25 protein-coding genes are annotated in these 22976 nt (G+C 66.3%); 11 read left to right on the forward strand and 14 right to left on the reverse strand.

The genetic code is table 11. The features are described from left to right. The first annotated feature begins 78 nt into the window (after positions 1 to 78). A complete protein-coding gene (locus ACVJ6E_RS12465; RefSeq protein WP_120268264.1) occupies positions 79 to 483 on the forward strand; it encodes a DUF411 domain-containing protein in 405 nt (134 codons plus the stop codon). Between the two features lie 6 nt (positions 484 to 489). On the opposite strand, the gene ACVJ6E_RS12470 is transcribed toward ACVJ6E_RS12465, so the two are convergent. From ACVJ6E_RS12470 to ACVJ6E_RS12485, 4 genes are all read right to left on the reverse strand, one after another. Beyond that, positions 490 to 1338, reverse strand: a complete 849-nt coding sequence (locus tag ACVJ6E_RS12470) for an ABC transporter permease (RefSeq protein WP_120267019.1) — start codon at positions 1336 to 1338, stop codon at positions 490 to 492. Beyond that, positions 1325 to 2098: an ABC transporter ATP-binding protein gene (locus ACVJ6E_RS12475; RefSeq protein WP_120267018.1), complete on the reverse strand. Its 774-nt coding sequence runs from the start codon at positions 2096 to 2098 to the stop codon at positions 1325 to 1327. The genes ACVJ6E_RS12470 and ACVJ6E_RS12475 overlap by 14 nt, the downstream gene beginning before the upstream one ends. Before the next feature lie 37 nt (positions 2099 to 2135). Beyond that, the gene (locus tag ACVJ6E_RS12480) at positions 2136 to 3170 is read right to left on the reverse strand and encodes an ABC transporter substrate-binding protein (protein WP_120267017.1); all 1035 of its coding nucleotides are present in this window, start codon (positions 3168 to 3170) and stop codon (positions 2136 to 2138) included. 176 nt (positions 3171 to 3346) lie between these two features. Beyond that, complete coding sequence (locus ACVJ6E_RS12485; RefSeq protein ID WP_147421800.1) at positions 3347 to 3952, reverse strand: hypothetical protein; 606 nt, start codon at positions 3950 to 3952, stop codon at positions 3347 to 3349. A 296-nt stretch (positions 3953 to 4248) separates the two neighbouring features. Here ACVJ6E_RS12485 and ACVJ6E_RS12490 point away from each other — a divergent pair, with 296 nt between their 5' ends. The 7 genes from ACVJ6E_RS12490 to ACVJ6E_RS12520 all read left to right on the forward strand — a co-directional run bounded on the left by ACVJ6E_RS12490 (position 4249) and on the right by ACVJ6E_RS12520 (position 9460). After that, the gene (locus tag ACVJ6E_RS12490; RefSeq protein ID WP_120267015.1) at positions 4249 to 4869 is read left to right on the forward strand and encodes a 50S ribosomal protein L25/general stress protein Ctc; all 621 of its coding nucleotides are present in this window, start codon (positions 4249 to 4251) and stop codon (positions 4867 to 4869) included. Positions 4870 to 4913: 44 nt separating this feature from the next. Next, on the forward strand, positions 4914 to 5636 hold the full coding sequence (gene pth / locus ACVJ6E_RS12495; protein ID WP_120267014.1) for an aminoacyl-tRNA hydrolase: 723 nt from the start codon (positions 4914 to 4916) through the stop codon (positions 5634 to 5636). 6 nt (positions 5637 to 5642) lie between these two features. Further along, positions 5643 to 6743, forward strand: a complete 1101-nt coding sequence (gene ychF, locus ACVJ6E_RS12500; RefSeq protein ID WP_097173740.1) for a redox-regulated ATPase YchF — start codon at positions 5643 to 5645, stop codon at positions 6741 to 6743. Positions 6744 to 6838: 95 nt separating this feature from the next. After that, positions 6839 to 7198: a hypothetical protein gene (locus ACVJ6E_RS12505; protein ID WP_120267013.1), complete on the forward strand. Its 360-nt coding sequence runs from the start codon at positions 6839 to 6841 to the stop codon at positions 7196 to 7198. Positions 7199 to 7258: 60 nt separating this feature from the next. Then, positions 7259 to 7717 carry a MaoC family dehydratase gene (locus tag ACVJ6E_RS12510; RefSeq protein WP_120267012.1) on the forward strand — a complete coding sequence of 153 codons (459 nt, stop codon included), beginning with the start codon at positions 7259 to 7261 and terminating at the stop codon, positions 7715 to 7717. Next, complete coding sequence (locus ACVJ6E_RS12515; protein ID WP_120267011.1) at positions 7714 to 8196, forward strand: MaoC family dehydratase; 483 nt, start codon at positions 7714 to 7716, stop codon at positions 8194 to 8196. The genes ACVJ6E_RS12510 and ACVJ6E_RS12515 overlap by 4 nt, the downstream gene beginning before the upstream one ends. 364 nt (positions 8197 to 8560) lie before the next feature. After that, positions 8561 to 9460, forward strand: a complete 900-nt coding sequence (locus ACVJ6E_RS12520; RefSeq protein ID WP_147421799.1) for a hypothetical protein — start codon at positions 8561 to 8563, stop codon at positions 9458 to 9460. Between the two features lie 12 nt (positions 9461 to 9472). On the opposite strand, the gene ACVJ6E_RS12525 is transcribed toward ACVJ6E_RS12520, so the two are convergent. The 10 genes from ACVJ6E_RS12525 to ACVJ6E_RS12570 all read right to left on the reverse strand — a co-directional run bounded on the left by ACVJ6E_RS12525 (position 9473) and on the right by ACVJ6E_RS12570 (position 20122). Further along, positions 9473 to 9955 (reverse strand): GNAT family N-acetyltransferase, encoded by a 483-nt coding sequence (locus ACVJ6E_RS12525; protein ID WP_120267009.1) that lies wholly within the window; start codon positions 9953 to 9955, stop codon positions 9473 to 9475. 53 nt (positions 9956 to 10008) lie between these two features. Then, positions 10009 to 10641, reverse strand: a complete 633-nt coding sequence (gene bluB / locus ACVJ6E_RS12530; protein WP_120267008.1) for a 5,6-dimethylbenzimidazole synthase — start codon at positions 10639 to 10641, stop codon at positions 10009 to 10011. Between the two features lie 50 nt (positions 10642 to 10691). Beyond that, positions 10692 to 11240: an adenine phosphoribosyltransferase gene (locus ACVJ6E_RS12535; RefSeq protein ID WP_120267007.1), complete on the reverse strand. Its 549-nt coding sequence runs from the start codon at positions 11238 to 11240 to the stop codon at positions 10692 to 10694. Between the two features lie 124 nt (positions 11241 to 11364). Further along, positions 11365 to 12240, reverse strand: a complete 876-nt coding sequence (locus ACVJ6E_RS12540; protein WP_120267006.1) for an S-methyl-5'-thioadenosine phosphorylase — start codon at positions 12238 to 12240, stop codon at positions 11365 to 11367. A gap of 127 nt (positions 12241 to 12367) precedes the next feature. Then, positions 12368 to 13252, reverse strand: coding sequence for a cytochrome c1 (locus ACVJ6E_RS12545; protein WP_120267005.1), 885 nt, complete (start codon positions 13250 to 13252; stop codon positions 12368 to 12370). Positions 13253 to 13281: 29 nt separating this feature from the next. Next, positions 13282 to 14544 carry a cytochrome b gene (locus tag ACVJ6E_RS12550; protein ID WP_120267004.1) on the reverse strand — a complete coding sequence of 421 codons (1263 nt, stop codon included), beginning with the start codon at positions 14542 to 14544 and terminating at the stop codon, positions 13282 to 13284. Between the two features lie 28 nt (positions 14545 to 14572). Further along, on the reverse strand, positions 14573 to 15133 hold the full coding sequence (gene petA, locus ACVJ6E_RS12555; RefSeq protein WP_491676463.1) for a ubiquinol-cytochrome c reductase iron-sulfur subunit: 561 nt from the start codon (positions 15131 to 15133) through the stop codon (positions 14573 to 14575). 278 nt (positions 15134 to 15411) lie between these two features. Continuing rightward, positions 15412 to 17253 carry an ABC transporter ATP-binding protein gene (locus ACVJ6E_RS12560; protein ID WP_120267002.1) on the reverse strand — a complete coding sequence of 614 codons (1842 nt, stop codon included), beginning with the start codon at positions 17251 to 17253 and terminating at the stop codon, positions 15412 to 15414. Continuing rightward, positions 17237 to 17683, reverse strand: coding sequence for a hypothetical protein (locus ACVJ6E_RS12565; RefSeq protein ID WP_120267001.1), 447 nt, complete (start codon positions 17681 to 17683; stop codon positions 17237 to 17239). Before ACVJ6E_RS12565 ends, ACVJ6E_RS12560 begins: the two co-directional genes overlap by 17 nt. Positions 17684 to 18256: 573 nt before the next feature. Further along, positions 18257 to 20122, reverse strand: coding sequence for an ABC transporter ATP-binding protein (locus ACVJ6E_RS12570; RefSeq protein ID WP_491676464.1), 1866 nt, complete (start codon positions 20120 to 20122; stop codon positions 18257 to 18259). A gap of 220 nt (positions 20123 to 20342) precedes the next feature. On the opposite strand from ACVJ6E_RS12570, the gene ACVJ6E_RS12575 reads away from it, so the two are divergent. Genes ACVJ6E_RS12575 through ACVJ6E_RS12585 form a run of 3 tightly spaced genes read left to right on the forward strand, consistent with a single transcriptional unit; the run spans position 20343 to position 22970 of the window. After that, complete coding sequence (locus ACVJ6E_RS12575; RefSeq protein ID WP_120267000.1) at positions 20343 to 20834, forward strand: tRNA (cytidine(34)-2'-O)-methyltransferase; 492 nt, start codon at positions 20343 to 20345, stop codon at positions 20832 to 20834. 51 nt (positions 20835 to 20885) lie between these two features. Beyond that, entirely contained in the window at positions 20886 to 21833 is a 948-nt protein-coding gene (gene hemF / locus ACVJ6E_RS12580; protein ID WP_120266999.1) for an oxygen-dependent coproporphyrinogen oxidase, read from the forward strand. A 15-nt stretch (positions 21834 to 21848) separates the two neighbouring features. Next, positions 21849 to 22970, forward strand: coding sequence for an AAA family ATPase (locus ACVJ6E_RS12585; RefSeq protein WP_120266998.1), 1122 nt, complete (start codon positions 21849 to 21851; stop codon positions 22968 to 22970). The last annotated feature ends 6 nt before the right edge of the window (positions 22971 to 22976 follow it).

Here is a 22976-nt window from a genome sequence, read left to right on the forward strand (position 1 = left end):
GGGACGTTTCAACGCAAGGTCAGGAGACTTCCCGTGAAAGCGCGTCTTGCAAGCACACTCCTCGTTCTCGGTTCGCTGATGGCCGCCTATCCGGCCCTGGCAGGCGAAAAGGACATGACCGTGTGGAAGTCGCCATGGTGCGGCTGCTGCGAGGCATGGAGCGAGGCGATGAAAGCCGCCGGCTACACGGTGCGCATCGAGAATCGCGAGGACCTTGCCCCGATCAAGGCAAAGGCCGGCGTGCCCGCCGACATGGAAGGCTGCCACACCGCGATGATCGACGGCTATTTCCTGGAAGGCCACGTGCCGCTCTCGTCCGTGCAGCGCCTGCTGTCGGAGCGCCCCGCCGTTGCCGGACTGGCGGTACCGGGCATGCCGACCGGCTCTCTCGGCATGGGCGAGGACCCCGCGGCCCGCTACGACGTCCACTATGTGCAAAAGGACGGCGGTACCGGCATCTTCGAGGAAGTCGGGGCGCGCTGAGCAGCCTCAGCCGCGCCAGGCCAGCAGCCAGCGCTCGAGCCGGCCGATCAGCCAGTTGACGATCAGACCGAGCACAGACAGGATCGCGACGCCCGCCAGCAGCTGGTCGGTGGCGAACAGGCTGCCGGCCATCAGGATATAGGCGCCGACGCCGTATTCGGCGCCGATCATTTCGGCCGCCACCAGCAGGATGATGCCGATCGAGGCGGAGATCCTGCAACCCGACAGGATCGCCGGCATGGCGCCCGGCAGGATGATCTTGCGCACGATGGACCACCAGGACAGGCCGAAGGACTGGCCCATGCGCACCAGGGTGCGGTCGACATTGTCGACGCCGCCATAGGTGGCGATGACGGTGGGAAAGAACGAGCCGAAGAGGATCGTCGCGACCTTCGAGCCTTCGCCGATGCCGAACCAGATCACGAACAGCGGCAGGAGGGCAATCTTCGGGATCGGAAACAGCGCCGAGACCAGCGGCAGAAGGCCGGCCCGCGCCAGCGAGAAGAGACCGATGGCGAGCCCGACGGCGATGCCGAGCGCGGTGCCCAGCGTCCAGCCGATCACGAGGCGCTGCAACGAGGCGGAAAGATGCCGCCAGAGCTGCCCCGATTCGACCAGATAGCTGAAGGCCTCGAAGGCCTCGCTGGGGGCCGGCAGCACCAGGTTGCTGATGACGCCGCTGCGCGAACCGGCCTCCCACAGCGCGATGATCGCCAGGAAGACGAGCGGGCCGATCAGCCGGATCGGCGCGGGACGGAATCCGCCCCCGCGATAGGGAACGGGGCGCAGGCCATCGCGCGGCGCCTCGCCGTCGCCGGTTGCCGCGCTGCCGGACGCCTGGTCAAGCGACGTCATGGGCGATCTCCCTGTCGGCGGCGCGCGCCTCGTCGCGCAGGAGCTGCCAGAGCTCGCGCTGCACCGCGTCGAGCTTCGGGTCGCCCGCCTCGCGCTCGCCGAGATCCCGGTCGATCTCCACGATGGTGCGGATACGCCCCGGCCGGCGCGACAGCACGACGATGCGATGGCCGAGCCGCACGGCCTCGGCCAGATTGTGGGTGACGTAGCAGGCGGTGAAGCGCTCGCGCTGCCACAGGGCGACGAGATCGTCCATCAGGAGTTCGCGGGTCTGGCTGTCCAGCGCCGACAGCGGTTCGTCCATCAGCATCACCGCCGGGCGCACGCTGAGCGCCCGGGCGATGGCGACGCGCTGCTTCATGCCGCCGGAGAGCTGCCGCGGCAGCGCCTTGCGGAAATCGGACAGCCCGGTGCGCTCCAGCACGTCGGCGACGATCTCCTCGCGCTCCGCCGCGGACAGCGGATGGTCTTCCAGGACCAGCGAGACATTCGCCTCGACGCTGCGCCAGGGCAGCAGCGCAAAGTCCTGGAAGACATAGGTCAGCGGGTTGAGCGAGCCGGCGGGAACCGGGCCGGCGAGCAGCACCTCTCCCTCGTCCGGCCGTTCCAGCCCGCCGATGAAGCGCAGCAAGGTGGACTTGCCGCAACCGGACGGACCGATGATGCACACGATCTCGCCCTCGCTGACCGCAAGGTCGATCCCGCTCAGCACCTCGGTCGCACCATAGCGATGCGTGATCCCGCGCAGCAGGAGATCCATCGGCTGCGTTCCTTGCCTGCTACCTGCCCGTTCCGGCTCAGTTCGTCTCGACGAAGCTCGGATCGACGAGAAGGTCCATCGTCACCGTCTCGGGCACCAGCTTCTCCGACTTGAACCAGTCGAGCTGGTCGGCAATCGAGGTCATGTTGAGCTTGGCGCCCTCGTTGATCCGCATCGCGCCGTTGCGGATGGAGGGGGCCGCCTTCTCGTAGGGCTGGTCGTTGTAGACATACTTGTGCAGCAGCTGCACCAGCGCCTCGGCTTCCTCCTCGCTGGCCGTCTTGTCGATCAGCGCCGCGTTGAAGTCGGCCGCCCCCTTGGAGAAGGCCGCGAGGAAACGCTTGACCAGGTCCGGCTTGTCCTTGGTCATCGCGGTCGAGGTGAAGACCGTCGTCACCTGATAGTCCGGAATGTAGTCGGCGACCATGCCGATCGACTCGATCTCCGGCCCGGCGGCCAGCGGCTTGGCGATATGCGGGACGATGGCCCAGGCGTCGATCTGCCCGGTCTTCAGCGCGCCGATCACCGCGCCGACCTTCTGCAGCGGCCGCAGGGTGATCTCCGAGCGGGCGAAGCCTTCCTTGTCGGCGATCTTGTGGGCGATGTAGTGGAACGAGGAGCCGGTCTGGGTGATGCCGAAGCTCTTGCCCTTCAGCTGTGCCGGCGTGGTCAGGCCGGCATCGAAGGCGGCCTTGGAGACCAGGATCATCTGTCCGTCGACGCCCGGCTCTTCCTGGAGACCGCCGCCGACCACCTTGATCGCGCCCTTCTCGGCCAGGTTGATCAGGCCGCCGGAAATCGCAGTGATGCCGAAATCGACGTCGCCGGAGGCGATGGCCACCGCCATCGGCTGCGCCGCCTGGAAGAACTCGAAATTCACCTCCAGCCCCTCGTCGGCGAAATAGCCGCGCTCGAAGGCGATGAAGCTCGGCGCATGCGAGGTGAAGCGCAACGCCCCGACCGTGATCTTGTCGGCGGCGAAAGCCGTGCCGAGCGGAGCGATGCTCACGCCGGCGGCGATGCCGGCCGCTGCCGCCAGTTTCACGAATCCGCGTTTGGTCAAAGCCTTCATGTCACCCTCCCATATGGCCGGAAGTCCGCTCCGGTCCTGTTCAGTCCGTCGTGCGGACATCTTGCTGATATGTCGGCGCATACCGCCGCGGGACGGCAAGGCGCCGGGGCAGGTGACCGCAGCAGGTCGGCCTTGTCAATCTGTGCAGGGTCGTTTCCCCTGCGCCGAGTGCAGGTTCACAGTTCTTCCACATCGACGCCGAAGGTCAGCGCGCCGATCACCTCTTTCGTCTGCGGATCGACGACCGGCAGGCTCACCTGGCTTTGCACAGTGCGGGTCGAAAGGTCTTCCTCCAGAGCGCCGATATGCAGACTGTTCGGCCCGGCGAGGAAGGTCTTCTGCCACTTGTCCTCGTCGCCCTGCCAGTAGTCGGAGGTCGTCTGGCTGATGCCGACATTCAGACCGCGGGCGTCCATCAGGATGATTTCGGTGAACAGGCCTTGGCTCCGCTCCTGGATCTGGCGCAGGTAGAGCGACACCGGCCGGCCCATCGTCTCGGCGATCAGCGGCCCCGCCTCCCCGCCTTTCTGCTCGGCCGCAGCCTCGGCCGCCCATTTCTCGTCCAGTTCCGCGATCCTGGCATCGGGGTAGGCCCCCGTCGCCCGGTTCTGCTCGCGCACGGCCTCCACCACCACGGGCGAGCGGGCGACCTCCACCAGCCGCGTCCTTGCCAGTTGTCCCAGTTCCGTCTCGAAGACGTTAAGCCCGACTGCGGCGTTGGGCCCCGTCAGCCCAACCACAAAAGCGCCCGCGATCGTCAGCCTTGCAAACCAGCTCCTCATGCTCCCCCGATCTCCCCCTCGGCCCTTGCCTGGCGCACCCCGGCAAGCCTTTCGTCGGCATGGTCTTTCCAGTGCGCCGCAGACATGAAAATCCGCATTGCTGAAAACATGCAAGATGAGAAAGCTCCGCAGCGTCATCGGGACTTGCGAAAACCCGTCGCGCGCTTGCCCTTTTCCGCGGCTTCCGCTATAGCACCGGCGCGCACCTGCACCCCTGGAGGCGGCGCAATCGGGTCGGCATTGAGGCCAGAGCACTGGCAGCCGCCCGCTTTCACGAAACATCAAGGAGAACTACCATGGCTGAAGGCTATGTGCTGAAGGCTTCGGTGAGGGACCGGGTTGGCAAGGGGGCCGCTCGTGCACTTCGCCGTGAAGGCCTCGTCCCCGCCGTGATCTACGGTGAGAAGAAAGCTGCCCTGCCGATCGCGATTCCGATCAAGGAGTCCACGATCGCCCTGCACCGCGGCGGCTTCATGACCAACCTCGGCACCATCGAGGTCGACGGCGTCGCTCACCGCGTCATCGCCAAGGACTACCAGCTCGATCCGGTTCGCGACGACCTGATCCATGTCGACTTCCTGCGCGTGTCCAAGGGCGCGACGCTGACCGTCGACGTGCCGGTCCACTTCATCAACGAAGAGAAGTGCCCGGGCATCAAGGCAGGCGGCGTGCTGAACGTGGTTCGCCACACGGTCGAGATGACCGTGCCGGCCGACGCCATTCCGGATGCGCTCGTCATCGACCTGGCCAAGGCCAAGGTCGGCGACTCGATCCACATTTCGGCCGTGGAGATCCCCGCCGGTTCCGCCCCGACCATCACCGATCGCGACTTCACCCTCGCGACGATCGCTGCTCCTGGCGGCGGCGCCGGTGCGTCGGATGAGGACGAGGCTGCCGAGGACGAGAGCGAGGACTGAGGTCCCGCTTGACCACCGGCGAGGGGAAGTGACGGGGAGTACCCATGCGCCTCATCGTCGGTCTCGGCAATCCGGGCGAGAAATACGCCCGCAATCGCCACAATATCGGTTTTCTGGCCGTGGACGCGATCCACGGCCGGAATTCCTCCTTCGCCCCCTGGCGAAACCGCTTCCAGGCGGAAATCAGCGAGGGCCTTCTCGACGGCGAGAAGGTGATGCTGATGAAACCCCAGACCTACATGAACGAGTCCGGCCGGTCGGTCGGCGAGGCCGCCCGCTTCTATAAGCTCGCGCCCGCCGATGTGATCGTGCTTTACGACGAGCTCGACCTGCCGCCGGGCAAGGTTCGCACCAAGGTCGGGGGCGGCAGCGGCGGCCATAACGGCATCCGCTCCATCGACGCCCATCTGGGCAAGGAATATTCGCGCGTGCGCCTGGGGATCGGGCATCCGGGGCACAAGGACCGCGTCACCGCGCATGTCCTCGGCGATTTCGCCAAGGTCGATGCCGAATGGCTCGACCCGATGCTCGACGCCATCGCCGCCGAAGCCGGCCTTCTGGTCGGCGGGCATCATTCGGAATTCTGCAACCGGCTGCATCTGGCTCTGGCCCCCTCAAAGGCGCAAAAGCCCCGCAAGGAGCAAGGCGCGGCCTCGGGCGGCACCTCCCGCAACCCGAACCCGCCGCTGCCGCGGCGCGGCAAGGACAGCGCGCCCAAGGGAGCGCTCGCAGAGCAGCTGGCACGCATGTTTGGAAAGAAGGACTGAGACGAGATGGGATTCCAGTGCGGCATTGTCGGCCTGCCGAATGTGGGCAAGTCCACGCTGTTCAACGCGTTGACCAAGACCGCTGCGGCTCAGGCGGCGAACTATCCCTTCTGCACCATCGAGCCGAACACCGGCGAGGTGGCGGTGCCGGATCCGCGCCTGAAGGACATCGCCCGCATCGCCAAGTCCGCCAGCATCGTGCCCACGCGTCTCACCTTCGTCGACATTGCCGGCCTGGTACGCGGCGCCTCCAAGGGCGAGGGCCTCGGCAATCAGTTCCTCGCCAACATCCGCGAGGTCGACGCCATCGCCCATGTGCTGCGTTGCTTCGAGGATGACGACATCACCCATGTCGACGGCCGCATCGACCCCATCGCCGATGCCCAGACCGTCGAGACCGAGCTGATGATCTCCGACATGGAGAGCCTCGAGCGTCGCCTGGCGCCGCTCAAGAAGAAGGCGACCGGCGGCGACAAGGACGCCAAGGCGGTGATCCCGATCATGGAAGGGGCGCTGGAGCTGCTGCGCGAGGGCAAGCCCGCGCGCCTGCTCGACGTCTCCACCCCCGAGGAGCGCAAGATCCTTGCCGGCCTCAACCTGCTGACCACCAAGCCGATTCTCTACGTCTGCAATGTCGAGGAGTCCTGCTCGGCCACCGGCAACGCCCAGTCCGAGCGCGTGCGCGAGATGGCAGAGGCGGAAGGGGCGGCCTGCGTCGTGATCTCCGCCGCCATCGAGGCGGAGATCGCCCAGCTCGACGATGCGGAACAGGCAGAGTACCTGGAGACCATGGGTCTCGAGGAGCCGGGCCTCGACCGTCTCATCCGTGCTGGCTACGACCTCCTCGACCTGATCACCTATTTCACCGCAGGTCCGAAGGAAGCGCGCGCCTGGACGATCCGCAAGGGCACCAAGGCCCCGCAGGCGGCCGGCGTCATCCACAGCGACTTCGAGCGCGGCTTCATCCGCGCCCAGACCATCGCCTTCGACGACTACGTCACCCTCGGCGGCGAGGCTCCGGCGAAGGAAGCCGGCAAGGCCCGCGACGAAGGCAAGGAATACGTGGTCAAGGACGGCGACGTGCTGCTGTTCAAGTTCAACACCTGACCGACAGCCTGTTGATCGCACTCGCAGTTTCCCGAAAGACAGTCTAATGTCGAAACCGCCGCCGTCTTGGCGGTTTCGTCCTAAAAGGAAACTGCATGTTCCATCGCATGCTCGCGACCGCTTCGGCGGCGCTGCTTCTTTGCGCGTCCGCCGCATTTGCCGGCACGGGTGCCGAGGGCTACTTCCAGATCTACAACAACACGGACGACAACACCGTCGTCGGTTTCTACACCAATGATGGCAGCGGCTGGTCGAGCAACTGGCTCTCCAGCAGGATCGGCCCGGACGAGTCGGCGCGCGCCGAGTTCACGGACGACAGCGGCTCCTGCGCACAGACCTTCCGGGTTGGCTGGCTCGGCACCGATGGCGGCGAGGTGCTCGACGAGCCGATCGACATCGATATCTGCGAAGCCAGCAACGTCTATCTCGACGACAACGAGATCTATTACGACTGAGCGTCGGCGCGCGGCCGGAGGCTCTCGACAGCAGCCTCCGGCTGCGTATAGATCGATACCATGAGCACGTTCAGAAGCTTCGAGGACTTCGAGCCGGGCGAGACCATTGCCCTCGGCTCCAAGACCGTCACCCGCGAAGAGATCATCGCGTTCGCGGCCGAGTTCGATCCCCAGCCGTTCCATCTCGACGAGGCGGCGGGCGAGGCCTCCCTTCTCGGCGGTTTGGCGGCGTCCGGCTGGCACACGATTTCCATGCTGATGCGCCTGCTGTGCGACAACCTGCTGCTGAATTCCAGCGGCAAGGGCTCCCCCGGCGTCGATGAAGTGCGCTGGATGCGCCCGGTGCGCCCCGGCGACGTGCTGACCGCCAGCGCCGAGGTGATCTCCGCCCGGGTCCTCAACTCCCGCCCCGATCTCGGCATGGTCGACTTCCTGTTCACCGTCATCGACCAGACAGGCGCCACCGTCATGACCCAGCGCAACAAGATCCTGTTCGCACGGCGGGAGGGCGCGCAATGACCTGGTTCGAAGATATGGTCATCGGCGAGCGCCGCGAGCTCGGCAGCTATCATTTCACGCCGGACGAGATCATCCGCTACGCGCGCGCCTTCGACCCCCAGCCCTTCCACCTGTCGGACGAGGGGGCGGCGCAGACCCATTTCGGGCGCCTGTGCGCCTCCGGCTGGCATACCGGCTCGGTGTGGATGAAGCTGATGGTCGCCCATATCCAGGCGGAATGCGAAAGGCTTGGCACGCCCTCGCGCCTCGGCCCCTCTCCCGGCTTCACCGACCTGAAGTGGATCCGCCCGGTCTTCGCCGGCGACACGATCACCTACAGCTCCACGCTGCTGGAGAAGCGCGAAATGCGCACGAGGCCCCAATGGGGCCTCGCGATCCACGGCAACGAAGGCGTCAATCAGGACGGCGTGACGGTCTTCTCCTTTACCGGCAAGGTGCTGGTCGCCCGCCGCTCCGAGACGGACGACACGGGCGGCTGAACCCACCGCAAGTGCAGACCTGCGAGCACGTCCCTGGCCGGGACCGCGGCCTGGGCCCGGGCAGGTGTGGTGCCGTTAACGTCTTGTTCACCATTAACTCTTTTTTAACAGGTGTCGGCCGATACACATTGCATCTGATGGTTGCAAGACCTTCCATGCCCCTGTGCCGGCGGTCCGGTGCCGTGCGGGCGATGATGTCGGCCTCCATCCCGGGCCGGAGGACGTCGCAGTGTCGGTGCTATCCCTTCTCAATACGGCCTCGACCCTTGCAGGGCTTCCCTCCCGCTCCAACGACCGCCTGTCCAACCCGTTCGCGAACCGGACCAATGCGACACTGGGACGGCTTGCCGATAGCGGCATCACGTTGAGCGAGGACTCGGTCAAGGAGATCGAGGATACCGTCGAGATCAGCCAGCAGCTGCAGCGCGCGGTCGACCAGATGAAGGACGATTCACGCTCCAACAAGGCCAGCGAGATCAAGCAGAAGATCGAGGAGCTGAAGCAGCGCCTGCAATTCGCGACGCCGAAGCAGGCCAAGGCGATGCTGCGCGAACTCAAGGCGCTTGCGCAGGACTTCAAGGGCGCGGCCTCCCAGCTGGGCGCGGATGCTGCCGAGCTGTCATCGGGCACCTCCGACGTCAGCATGTCCCAAGCGCAAGGTGCAGCGGCCTCAGACGACGCAGCAGGCCCGACGGCCTCGGGCGAAGCGCAAGGCACGGCCCAGCCCGGCGAGCCGCAAGAGACCGAAGCAGCGGGCACTGCAAGCAACGGGGCGAAGCCGTCCGGCGAGCCCGGAGAAGAGAGCGACGCGAACGCCACGGGCAAGAGCGATGACGAGCCGAGCCAGGAAGAGCTGAAGTCCGCCCTGCAGGCCTATATCGGCGCGCAGCACAAGGAAGAGGAGGCGGCGAACCGCTCCCGTGCCGTGGGGATGAAGAAAGAGCGCGAAGATCTGAAGACGCTCGGCGAGGAACTGAAGCAACTGGCGAAGAGGATCGCGGACCTCGCCCGCCGCGACCGAACAGACGAAACGGAAAGCCGACGCGACAAGTCGTCGATCGATCAGGCCGTCAACGACGCCAAGCAAGCCCTCGACAGCCCCGAGCTGACCCGGTCGCTCGACCTGGCGCTTTCCGAAGGGCCGGGGAGCGCCAGGGCTCAGGTGTCGGGAGCGGCCACCGTCGCGCCCGCGCAGGCAAGCCTTGCCTATACCGCCGGGGTGGGCGTTCCTGCCCTCGCATCCCCGCAGGCGCTGATTCTTTAGAGCACCCTGTCTTTAGAGCGCCCTGGCGAAGACCACCTCGTCGCGGATCGGAATGCCGTATTCGCCGAGCATCGGGATCTCCGGCTTCAGCTTGCGCTCCTCGTCGATCGCGCCGGGGACAATCTTCTCCAGCCGGAAGTCGCGGCGCTGGTAGAAGCGGAAGGCGTCGAGATTGTCGTTGGAGGTGCGCACCAGCAGCCGGCGGATCCCGTTTTCCACGGCAGCTCCGGCCACCGCCTTGAGCAGCAGCGTGCCGACCCCGCCCCAGCGGTTCAGCGAATCGAGCGTCAGGATCTCCCACTCGCTCTCCCGCTGGATCAGCGTGACGAGACCCACGATCTCCTCCTCCTCGTCCACCGCGATGAAGCCGGGCAGGCGCGAGGCATCGATCATCTCGCCCTCGATCAGGATATCCGGGCTGGTCCATCGTCGGGTCAAAAGCTCGACCATCGCCGCGTGGTCGTCCTCCGTCGTGGCACGAATGGTTACGGTCATGACAGCGTCCTCGTGATGGGCGGGCACCGCGCCCGCCAGACTTGTACGAAAGATTAGCGCCGGAACAGCCGTTCGCCGAGCCCCTGCCGTGCCTGCCAGCCGGCACGCTCCAGTTCCGGATCGTCGTGCTCCTCCTGCGGATAGCCGATGCACAGATAGGCGATCAACCGCCAGCTGCCCGGCACGTCCAGCGCTTGCGCCACCTCCGCAGGATCGATGATCGACACCCAGCCAAGGCCGATGCCCCGCGCCCGTGTGGCCAGCCACAGCGTGTTGACGGCACATACGCAGGAGTATGCGAGCATTTCCGGCATGGTCCGCCGGCCGAGGCCCTCGCCCTGATCTGTGCCCTCGTCGCAGAAGACGGCCAGCTGCACCGGCGCGACCGTCAGCCCTTCCAGCTTCAGCCGGGCATAGAGCTCGGCCCGCTCGCCGTCATAGGACGCAAGCGCGTCGGCATTCGCGGCGAGAAAGCTGCCCCGCACCGCCTCGCGCCGGGCAGGGTCGTCGACCAGCACGAAGCGCCAGGGCTGGCTGTTGCCGACCGACGGCGACATATGCGCCTGTGCCAGCAGCGTTTCCAGAAGCCCGTCCGGCAGGGCGCGCGGATCGAACCGCCGCACGTCCCGACGCCAAGCCAGCAATGTCTGGAAGCCGGTCAGAAAGGCATCGTCGAACGCCGGCACCCCGCCGCCTTGCCCATCAACGTGGGCCGGGTCGCGGGTGCCCTGCCCGGTCAATGGCCCGGAAATTCCACCAGCGTGCGCACCGGAACGCCAAGGGCTTCCAGTCGCGCCCGCCCGCCGAGATCCGGCAGATCGACGATGAAACAGGCCGAGACCACCTCGGCGCCCATCTGCTGCAGCAGCTTGGTCGCTGCTTCCGCCGTTCCGCCGGTCGCGATCAGGTCGTCCACCAGGATTACCTTCTCGCCCGGACGGATCGCATCCTTATGCATCTCCATCTCGTCGAGACCGTATTCCAGCGAATAGGCGATGCGCACTGTCTCATGCGGCAGCTTGCCCTTCTTGCGGATCGGCACGAAGCCGGAGGACAGCTGATGCGCCACCGCGCCGCCGAGGATGAAGCCGCGCGCCTCGATGCCCGCGACCTGGTCGACCTTGGAGCCGGCCCAGGGCTGCACCAGCGCATCGACCGCACGGCGGAACGCCCGCGCATTGCCGAGCAGCGTGGTGATGTCGCGAAACAGGATGCCCGGCTTGGGATAATCCACGATGGTGCGGATCGCCGCCGTCAGTTCCTGCGAGACCGTCTCAGTCGTCATTGCACGTCCGTCTTGTTGCTTGGGGCGCGCGTGCCCGACAGGCAGCCGCGCGACCGTTTGGTAAGGGAGTTTGCCACATTCGCCGGTTCGGCAAAGCGGTTTCGTTCGCAGCGCCTTGGTCGCCTCAGCGGGAGAGCACGCGGCCGGCGACCGCGTCCAGCTTCGCCACCAGCTCGGGATCGCGCGCCTCCGGTGCCGTCATCAACGCGTATTCCAGTGCCGTGTCGGAGCCGACCGGACACGCCTCATGCGTGCGCGGCAGGTCCTGCGCCAGCCGCGCGACCAGCCGGCGGGCATTGTCCGCATTGTCGTGCAGAACCTTGATGATCGACTGGATGTCGACCGACCCGTGGTTGGGATGCCAGCTGTCGTAGTCGGTGACCATGGCGACCGTCGCGTAGCAGATCTCCGCCTCGCGCGCGAGCTTCGCCTCCGGCATGTTGGTCATGCCGATGACGTCGCAGTTCCAGCTCCGGTAGAGATTGCTCTCCGCCAGCGAGGAGAACTGCGGGCCTTCCATGGCCAGATACGTGCCGCCCCGGTGGAAGGTCAGATCCTCCGCCTCGGCCGCCGCCGCGATATGGCCGACAAGGCCCGGCGAGACCGGCTCGGCCATCGACACATGGGCGACGCAGCCCTTGCCGAAGAAGCTCTTTGCCCGCGCGAAGGTACGGTCGATGAACTGGTCGACCAGCACGAAATGCCCCGGCGCCATCGCCTCGTTGAGCGAACCGACGGCCGAGACCGAAACCAGCGAGGTCACGCCGCAGCGCTTCATCACGTCGATATTTGCGCGGTAGTTGATGTCGGAGGGCGCGTAGCGGTGGCCACGGCCATGACGCGGCAGGAAGACGACCTTCAGGCCGTCGATCTCGCCGATCCGCACCGCATCCGACGGCTCGCCCCAGGGGCTTGCGACCTCGACCCATTCCGCGCCTTCAAGCGCCGGCAGGTCGTAAAGCCCCGATCCGCCGATCACACCCAGTACAGCCTTGTTCATCCGCGCAACTCCTCTGCCGTGCCTGCTGCGATAGCATTCCCGCCCCGCCCGTCAACCGGGAAGCGGACATGAAAAGGCCGCCGGATTGCTCCGGCGGCCGGTTTTTCAGGACTTTCGTCGGGGCCGCTTAGTGCTCGACGTCGCGCCAGATCGACTTCTTGGTGAAGTAGAGGAGCGAAGCGAAGATGACCAGGAAGATCATCACGCGGAAGCCCATGCTCTTGCGCTCCTCGAGCTTCGGCTCGGCAACCCACATCATGAAGGCAGAGACGTCGTGGGCGTACTGGTCCACGGTCATCGGCGTGCCGTCGGTGTACTCGACCTGCTCGTCGGACAGCGGCGGCGCCATGCCGATCGGGCCACCGGTCAGGGGCTGGCCGTGGCATTCCTCATTGGTGATCGAGCCGCCGATGAACTTCTCGTTATAGTAGCCCGAGAAATCCTCGCCGAAACAGGCCGGCGCGTCCTTGTAGCCCGTCAGCAGGTTGTAGATGTAGTCCGGGCCGTGCTCCTGGTACTGCGTGAACATGTCGAACACGAAGCCCGGGAAGCCGCTGGCGACGGCACGAGCCTTTGCCAGCGTCGAGAAGTCCGGCGGATAGGCGCCGCCATTGGCGGCACGGGCCGCCTGCTCGTTCGGGAACGGCGAAGGCCAGCGGTCGGAAGGGATCGCTGCGACCTCCTCCATCTCGCCGTCGTCGTTCGGGCCCTTCATGACCGTGTACTCGGCGGCAACTGCCTTGACCTGGTCTTCGGTGAAGCCCGGGCCGCCCTCTTCCGCCAGGTTGCGGAAGGAGAGCAGCCGTGCGCCGTGACAGGAGGCGCAAACCTCCTTGTAGACCTTGAAGCCGCGCTGCAGCTGGGCCTTGTCGTACTGGCCGAAGGGGCCGGAGAACGACCACTGCTGGCGTTCGATGTGCGGGGCTTGGCCCGCGGCCATTGCCGGTGCGGCGACCGCCATTGCGGCCACGGCCAGCAGGGCGCCACGCACGGATTTGATCATCGTCTTCATTGAGGAGAACTCCCAATCCCGTCCGTGGTTCACTTCGTTTCCGGCGCCGCGACCGCACCGGCCGGCTTGCCGCCGCCGCTGAGCACGGCTTCCGAGATCGAGGCCGGCAGCTCCTTCGGCTTCTCAAGGAAGCCCAGCAGCGGCAGGATGATCAGGAAGTGAGCGAAATAATAGGCCGTCAGGATACGGGCCGCGATCACGTAGCCGCCTTCCGCCGGCATGGCGCCGAGGTAGCCGAGACCGACGCAGACAGCGGCGAAGATCCAGAAGAACTGCTTGAACAGCGGACGGTAGGTGCCCGAACGGACCTTCGAGGTGTCGAGCCACGGCAGGACGAACATCACCGCGATCGAGCCGAACATCAGGATGACGCCGCCGAGCTTGTCCGGAACCGCGCGCAGGATCGCGTAGAACGGCAGGAAGTACCACTCGGGAACAATGTGCGTCGGAGTGACCAGCGGGTTTGCTTCGATGTAGTTGTCGGCGTGACCCAGGAAGTTCGGGATGTAGAACACGAAGTAGGCGAACAGGATCATGAACACCACGATCGCGAACAGGTCCTTCACCGTGTAGTACGGGTGGAAAGGGATCGTGTCCTGCTTGGTCTTCGGGTTGATGCCCGTCGGGTTGTTGTTGCCGGTGGTGTGGAACGCCCACACGTGCAGCAGAACCACGCCGAAGATCATGAACGGCAGCAGGTAGTGCAGCGAGAAGAAGCGGTTCAGCGTCGGATTGTCGACGGCGAAGCCACCCCACAGCCAGTTCACGATCGGCTCGCCGACCAGCGGCAGCGCCGAGAACAGGTTGGTGATCACGGTGGCGCCCCAGAAGGACATCTGGCCCCAGGGCAGCACGTAGCCCATGAACGCGGTCGCCATCATGATCAGGAAGATCACGACGCCGAGGATCCACGAGATCTCGCGCGGCGCCTTGTAGGAGCCGTAATACATGCCGCGGAACATGTGGATGAACACGGCGATGAAGAACATCGACGCGCCGTTGGCGTGCAGATAGCGCAGCAGCCAGCCGAAGTTCACGTCGCGCATGATGTGCTCGACGGACGCGAAGGCCATCGCGGTGTTCGGCGTGTAGTGCATCACCAGCACGATGCCGGTGATGATCTGCGCGATCAGCACGAAGAACAGGATACCGCCGAAGGTCCACCAGTAGTTGAGGTTCTTCGGGGTGGGGAAGTCGACGAAGGAACCGCGAACGAGCGAAATAACCGGCAGGCGGCTCTCGAGCCACTTAGCCGCCGCGCTCTGCGGCACGTAATTGGAATGTCCAGCCATGGCTGCCTCTCCTGTGGATTGCCGCGTATCAACCGATCTGAATCACGTTGTCCGAGATGAACTCGAACGGCGGGATCAGGAGATTCTCGGGCGCGGGTCCCTTGCGGATGCGGCCGGCCGTATCGTAGTGCGAGCCGTGGCAGGGGCAGAACCAGCCGCCGAAATCACCGGACTGACCGAGCGGAATGCAGCCAAGATGGGTGCAGACGCCGACCATGACGATCAGCGCCTCGCGACCTTCGACGCCGCGGTTGGCATCGGTCGCCTGCGCGTCGGCGGCAAGGTTGGCATTGCGCGCGTTCGTGTCGGGAAGATCGGAAATCGGGACGGCGTTCGCCTCCTCGACTTCCTTGGCGCTGCGGTTGCGGATGAAAACCGGCTTGCCGCGCCACATCACCTTGATTTCCTGCCCCTCCTCGATCGCCGAGACGTCGACCTCGATGGAGGCCAGCGACAGGGCAGACGCATCCGGGTTCATCTGGTCGATGAAAGGCCATGCGAGCGCGGCTGCGCCAACCGCCCCCATCGCACCGGTCGCGATATAGAGGAAATCGCGGCGAGTGGGTTCGACCGTATCCTGCTGTGCCAAGGTCGCGTCCTCTTTTAACCTATTTGCCCGACGAGAACGGCAAACGCCGCCGTCCCTGGCCCGGCCGAAACGGGGACGAAGGTCGGCGGAGTGCGTCGTCTGGGCGGCAGATGCGGCTGTCCGCATCTTTCCAAGCGGGGCTGTTATTGGCACCCTTGCCCGCGCTTGTCCAGATGATCATCGGTGTAGACGACTCTTTGTCGCGGTTTTTTGCCCAATGATTGCAGCAATCACGCCCGATTTTAGCCATGCGGGCGCCGCGACGGCCGCGGGCGGTATCACACCGCCTCGCGACCGCTGTCGATGAAGCCTCCCGACTGCCGGCTCCACAGGCTGGCATAGAGCCCGCCGCGCGCCAGAAGGTCCTCGTGCCCGCCATCCTCGACGATCCGCCCGCGATCCATGACGATCAGGCGATCCATCGCCGCGATCGTCGATAGCCGGTGGGCGATGGCGATCACCGTCTTGCCGGCCATCAGCTCGTTCAGGCTCTCCTGGATCGCCGCCTCGACCTCCGAATCGAGCGCCGAGGTCGCCTCGTCCAGCACCAGGATCGGCGCGTTCTTCAGCAGGACCCGGGCAATGGCGATCCGCTGACGCTGGCCGCCGGACAGCTTCACGCCCCGCTCGCCGACATGCGCCATCAGCCCTTTGCGCCCTTCCGGGTCCTCCAGGCTGTTGATGAAGCCGGCCGCATGGGCCCGCCGCGCCGCCTCCATCGCCTCCTGCTCGCCCGCGCCGGGCTTGCCGTAGACGATGTTGTCGAGCACCGAGCGATGCAGCAGCGAAGTATCCTGCGTCACCATGCCGATCTGTGCGCGCAGGCTCGCCTGCGTCACCGAGGCAATGTCCTGCCCGTCGATCAGGATGCGCCCGCTTTCCACGTCATAGAAGCGCAGCAGCAGGTTCACCAGCGTCGACTTGCCCGCTCCCGAGCGCCCGACGACGCCGACCTTCTCGCCCGGACGGATCGTCAGGTCGAGTTGGTCGATGACGCCGGACTCCTTGCCGTAGTGGAAGCGCACGGCCTCGAACGCGATCGCACCCTTCGTCACGGCCAGCGCCGGAGCCTGCGGCCGGTCCGTCACCTCCCGCTCGCGCGAGATCGTGGTGATGCCGTCCTGCACCGTGCCGATATTCTCGAACAGGCCCGACACTTCCCACAAGATCCACTGCGACATGCCGTGCAGGCGCAGCACCAAGGCCACCGCCACCGCAACATCGCCGGTGGTTACCGCCCGGGCCTGCCACAGATAGATGGACACCGCGCCGATGCCGAACAGTAGCAGCACGTTGATCGTGTGCAGCACCGTGTTGAGCACCGTCACCAGCCGCATCTGCCGGTATACGGTCTTCAGGAAGTCCCACATGGACGAGCGGGCGTAGTCTTCCTCCCGGTCGGTGTGGGAGAACAGCTTCACCGTGGAGATGTTGGTATAGGCATCGACCACGCGTCCGGTCATCAGCGAGCGCGCGTCGGCCTGCACCTGCGACAGCTGCTTCAGCCGCGGCACGAAGAAGACCAGAACCGCCAGATAGGCGAGGAACCAGAGCATCAGCGGCACGGCCAGCCGCACATTCGACTCGCCGATCAGCAGCACCGCCGAGACGAAGTAGACCGACACATAGACCAGCACGTCGAGAACGCGGGTCACGACCTCGCGCACCGCCAGCGCCGTCTGCATCACCTTGGTAGCGATACGGCCGGCGAAGTCGTTCTGGTAGAAGCCGATGCTCTGGCGCAGCAGGTAGCGATGCACCTGCCAGCGGATCGCCATCGGATAGTTGCCGAGCAGCGTCTGGTGGAACACCAGTTCCCACGCCAGCGACAGCGCCGGCATGATCACCAGGATCACCACGCCCATCCAGACGAGCCGCCCGGCATTGTCCTCAAAGAAGGTCTCGCGATCCGCCGTCGACAGCCAGTTCACCAGGTCGCCGAGGAACGAGAAGACCATCACCTCGAAGATGGCGACGGCCGTGCCCAGCAGGCACACGCACAGCAGGATCGGCCAGATCGGCCGCGTGTAGTGCCAACAGAAGGCCAGCAGCCCGGCGGGAGGCGCCGTTACCGGCTGCTCCCGGAACGGGTCGATGAGTTTTTCAAACCGGTCGAACATTGGGAAGATCCTCGTGAGACCTGCGCGTGCGATCCGTCCGCCGCTTTACCGCGTGCCGTCCGGCTGGAAACACCGGACGCTCCGCTGCCGGTGTCATCAGCACCGACAGGATGAACGCGGACACGGCGGCGGCAAGCACCGTCAGTCCCAGAAACAGGGTGAACAGCCTTTCGGCGAACTCGGTTGCGGGCACGCTGACGCCGGCGGAGACGACCGCATCGAGGCGGTCGAACTCCTGCAGGGCCTGCGGCACGAAGAGCGCAAGCGACAACGACAAGGTCAGCCCGACCGTGGCGCCGACGACAAGCACGGCATCGGTCAGGCGCCCCTTGCCATGGCCGGGGCTCTGGTTGCGATCGCGGGCACCGCTGGCTTGCGACAGCGGGGTTTCGGGCCGCGCGAACGGATCGAGCGGAAAACGGGAGTCCATGGGTAAGCTCCTGCGGAACTCGGCATCGGACAGTCCCGCAACGGACACGGACGTAAAGACCAGTGCATTCGCCGCGGATCGGCGAATTGCGTGCGGGACGGGACAGGCAGGGAACCGGCCGGAGCCGGATCGAAGGGGAAAACTAGACTGGCTGGAAAAGCTGGCGGCCTAAGCGCCGCGCACCGCAGATCCGGTCATTGGTGCCCCGGCAACCGGAGCGAGGGCGCACATGGAGGTGCGGAAATTGACTGCGATAAATGCCATCATGCACTCCCTCCTTGCTGTTGCGACCTGGTATGACCTGCGGGCTCAAAGGCGAACGGGCGTCCGCCGGCCGGTGTGCCCGCGCATCCGCGTCATCGACGCTGAGGATGCCAGGAAACCGACACCGGCGACCATACACGATGACCGTCGGTTGCAAAGCGACAATTCGAACCCGAATGATTGAAGACGAGGCACTGTTGCGTTCATGCAACGTTCTCGCGCTGGTCTTGGCCAGCGCGGGGCAACGTTCTCGCACAGGCCCCGACCAGCACGGGGCAACATTCTCGCGCATGCCTGCAGGAGAGCGGCCTAAACCACCTCTTCCGTGCCCTCCTCGTCGACGGCCAGAAAGCCGCCGGACTGGCGTGCCCACAACTCGGCATAGAGCCCGCCGCGCGCGATGAGATCCTCGTGGCGCCCTTCCTCGGCGACCCGTCCCTCGTCCAGCACGATCAGGCGGTCCATCGCCGCGATCGTCGACAGCCGGTGCGCGATGGCGATCACCGTCTTGCCGGCCATCAGCTCGTTCAGGCTCTCCTGGATCGCCGCCTCAACCTCGGAATCGAGCGCCGAGGTCGCCTCGTCCAGCACCAGGATCGGTGCGTTCTTCAGCAGGACCCGCGCAATGGCGATGCGCTGGCGCTGACCGCCGGACAGCTTCACGCCCCGCTCGCCGACCCGCGCATCGAAGCCGGTGCGGCCGCGGCTGTCGGCCAGCGCCTCGATAAAGTCGAGCGCATGCGCACGCCGTGCCGCCTCGCGGATTGCCGTCTCGTCCGCGTACCTCGCTCCCAGGCCGATATTGTCGCGGATCGAGCGGTGCAGCAGCGATGTATCCTGCGTCACCATGCCGATCTGCGCGCGCAAGCTCGCCTGCGTCACCGCGGAAATATCCTGCCCGTCGATCAGGATGCGTCCGCTCTCCACGTCGTAGAAGCGCAGCAAGAGGTTCACCAGCGTCGACTTGCCCGCCCCCGAGCGTCCGACCAGCCCCACCCGCTCGCCCGGCCGGATCGTCGTCGTCAGGTCCTCGATCACCCCGCCCTTCTTGCCGTAGTGAAAGCGCACGCCCTCGAAATCGATCCGCCCGGCCTCCACCCGCAGCGCCGGTGCCTGCGGCCGGTCGGTCACGGTCACCGGCCGGGTGATCGTCTCGGCGCTGTCCTGCAGCGTGCCCAGCGCCCGGAACAGCCCGTTGAGCGTGCCGAGCAGCCGGCCCAGCAGCACGTTGAGCCGCAGCATCAGTCCCAGCACCAGCGCCACGTCGCCGGTGGTCACCCGGCCCGCCTCCCAGGCGAACACCGCCAGCACGCCGATGGCGGCGATCATCACGCCCGACAGCACGCTCATCACGCTGCGCACCGCCGTCAGCGTGCGGGTGAACCGGCGGATCGCGACAAGGAAGGTCTCGTAGCTCTCGCGGGTGCCGATCCCCTCGCGCTCGGTATCGCTGAACAGCTTGATCGTCTGGATGTTGCCGTAGGTGTCGACGAACCGCCCCGTCACCCCGGACGAGGCATGGGCGCTGTCCTTGGCGGACTTGCGGATGCGCGGCACATAGATCACGGCCAGCCCGGCAAAGCCGACCAGCCACAGCGCCACCACCAGGCCGAACCACGGATCGAGCGCGGTCACCAGCGCCAGCGTCGACACCGCGAAGACGACGATGAACCAGATGATCTGCAGCAGACTGACCATGAAGTCGCCGGCCGCCTGTCCCGACTGCCAGACCTTCTGCGAGATGCGCCCCGCGAACTCATCCTGGAAATAGGCCAGCGACTTGCCCACCACCTGCGCGTGGCCCTGCATGCGCACCAGGTTGAAGAAGCCGGGCACCACGACCTGCTCTTCCACCAGCGCGGTGAGCGCGGCGATGAGCGGGCGGACCACCAGCACGGTCAGGCCCATCAGGATCAGGATCGTCGCGTTCTCGGAAATAAAGTCGGCCCGCGTTCCGGCCTGCATCATGTCGACCAGGTCGCCGACGAAGACGTAGAGCGCCGCCTCGATCAAGGCGGTGATGCCGCCGAGCACCAGCATCACGAGAAAGGTCAGCCGCGCCTGCGAGACGAAGAACCACAGATAGCCGAAACCCGTGCTCGGCACCGGACGGTCGGGGAGCGGGGCCAGCGGGTCGAGCCGCCCTTCGAACCAGGCGTAAAGTCTTTCGAGCACGGAGGGCGGGTCCTTTGCTGTTGCCGGGAGGGCGAGGCGCGGGCAAGAAGGGGCGCAAGGGAGGTGCGCCCGAAAGCCTGCCCGGGAAACAGCCCCGGAAAACAGTCGGCAACCGATGGCGAAAGGCTACGGTCTGCGCCGGCAGGATGCAGGCGGATGGCGCTGCCCGCAACTGCATATGGGGCACCTCGCCCCGCTTCCAAGTCCGGACCTTACGCGCATGCCCGACCTTGTGCTTTTCCAGCCCGACATTCCGCAGAACACCGGCACGATCCTGCGGCTCGGGGCCTGTCTCGGGGTGACCGTGCATGTGATCGAGCCGGCCGGCTTCCCCCTGTCCGATCATGCCCTGCGCCGCGCCGGCATGGACTATCTGGAGCGCGCCGCCATGGTCCGCCATGTCGACTTTCCCGCCTTCGAGGCCTGGCGCAGGGAGCAAGACCGCCGGCTGGTGCTGCTGACCACTTCCGGGGCGACCTCGCATCTTTCCCATGCGTTCGAGGAGAGCGACCTGCTGATGTTCGGGCGCGAATCCTCCGGTGTTCCGCAAGACGTCCATGCCCTTGCCGATGCCCGTGTCACCGTGCCGATGGTCGCCGGCATGCGCTCGCTGAACGTGGCGATCACCGCCGCCATCGTGCTCGGCGAGGCGCTGCGTCAAACCGGCGCCTTTCCCCCTCTCTCCCCCGCCTCCCCTTCCACCGGGCAATGAGTTCTGCCATGAAGCGGGGACAGGACGCCCCATAGGACGAGGATTTCAGGAATGAGCGCAGCAACCACGGAAACCAGCGGCGAGACGCGCGGGGGCGCCATTCCGGACGGGATCGACGACAAGAAGGTCCAGGCCGAGACCTGGTTCCGCAGCCTGCGCGACCGCATCTGCGCTGCCTTCGAGGCGATCGAGGACGATGCCGCCGAGCACGCCGCCCTGCCGGGCGAGCTTGCCGATGAGCCGGCCGGCCGCTTCGAGCGCACGCCCTGGGAGCGCACCGATTCGACCGGGGCCAAGGGCGGCGGCGGCATCATGTCGATGATGAAGGGGCGGGTCTTCGAAAAGGTCGGCGTCCACATCTCCACCGTTCACGGCGAGTTCTCGCCCGAGTTCCGCGGCCAGATCCCCGGCGCCTCGGAGGATCCGCGCTTCTGGGCGTCCGGCATCTCGCTGATCGCCCACATGCACAATCCGCATGTGCCGGCGGTGCACATGAACACCCGCATGGTGGTCACCACCCGCCAGTGGTTCGGCGGCGGCGCCGACCTGACGCCGGTGCTGGATGCCCGCCGCACCCAGGAGGACGCCGACACGCTCGCCTTCCACGCAGCCATGCAGGGCGCCTGCGCGGCCCACGCGGTCGCCGACTATCCCCGCTACAAGAAGTGGTGCGACGAGTACTTCTTCCTCAAGCACCGCAACGAGGCGCGCGGCATCGGCGGCATCTTCTACGATTATCTCAACTCCGGCGACTGGGACGCGGATTTCGCCTTTACCCAGGATGTCGGCCACGCCTTCCTCGACATCTATCCCAAGCTCGTGCGCGCCAACTACCACAAGCCCTGGGGCGAGGCGGAGCGCGAGGAACAGCTGATCCGCCGCGGGCGCTACGTTGAGTACAACCTGCTCTACGACCGCGGCACGATCTTCGGCCTGAAGACCGGCGGCAACGTCGCCTCGATCCTCTCGTCCATGCCGCCCTTGGTGAAATGGCCCTGAGGCGAGGCTGATCCCATGTCCTTGCCGCCGCTGACATCCCTGTCCGTCACCGGCTACCGCTCCTTGCGCGCGCTGCACATGCCCGTCGGCGCGCTCAACGTCTTCGTCGGCCGCAACGGCACCGGCAAGACCAATCTCTACCGTGCCCTCTCCCTGCTGCAGCAGGCGGCCCTCGGCCGCATCACCCGCGCCATCGCCGAGGAAGGGGGCGTGGAGAGCGTGCTGTGGGCCGGCACCCGCAAGCGCGGCGCGCCGGTGCGGTTGATCCTCAAGGCCCGGCTCGGCGACATGACCTATTCCATCGAGGTCGGCCTGCCGAACAAGATCTCGGATGCGGCGCTGCCGCTGGAACCGCTGGTCAAGGAAGAGAGCCTGACGCTCGCCACCGGCGCCCGCGAGGTGACGTTGATGCAGCGCGGCGGCCCCACGGCCTGGCTGCGCGCCGCCGACGGCACGAGGCTGACCTACGAGAACGAGCTTCTCGGCTCGGAAACGGCGCTCGGTGCCTTTCGCGACGGCGCCCGCTTTCCCGAGCTCGACATCGTGCGGCGCACCTTCGCCGACTGGCGCTTCTATCACGGCTTTCGTACGGACGAGGCCTCGCCGCTGCGCCAGCCCGCCCTTGCCCTGACGACGCCGACCCTCTCGTCCGACGGCTCGGACCTTGCCGCCGTCCTTGCGACGCTGACCCTGGTGCGGGGCGATGCCCGCGACATGGAAACCGCCATCGACGATGCCTTTCCCGGCGCCCGCCTCGGGGTCGAGGTCGTAGAGGGAACGGCGCGCCTGTCGCTGCGCTTTGCCGACATGCCGCGCGACTTCTCTGCCCGCGAGCTGTCCGACGGCACGCTCAACTATCTGGCGCTGGCCGGCGCGCTGCTCGCCTACCGGCTGCCGGCTTTCATCGCGCTGAACGAGCCTGAGGCGAGCCTGCATCCCGAGCTCCTGGCCCCGCTCGCCCGTGTCGTGGCGCGGGCCTGCGAACGCACGCAGGTCTGGATCGTCACCCATTCGCAGGACTTCGCCGAGGCGCTGGCGCGCGAGGCGGGCGCCGTACCGCGCACGATCCTCAAGACCGAGGGCGCAACCAGCGTCGAGGGGCTGAAGATCACGGGCGAATTCGCCGACGACGACTGATTGTGT

It is taken from the genome of Stappia sp. G46H5W (genome assembly GCF_058448995.1).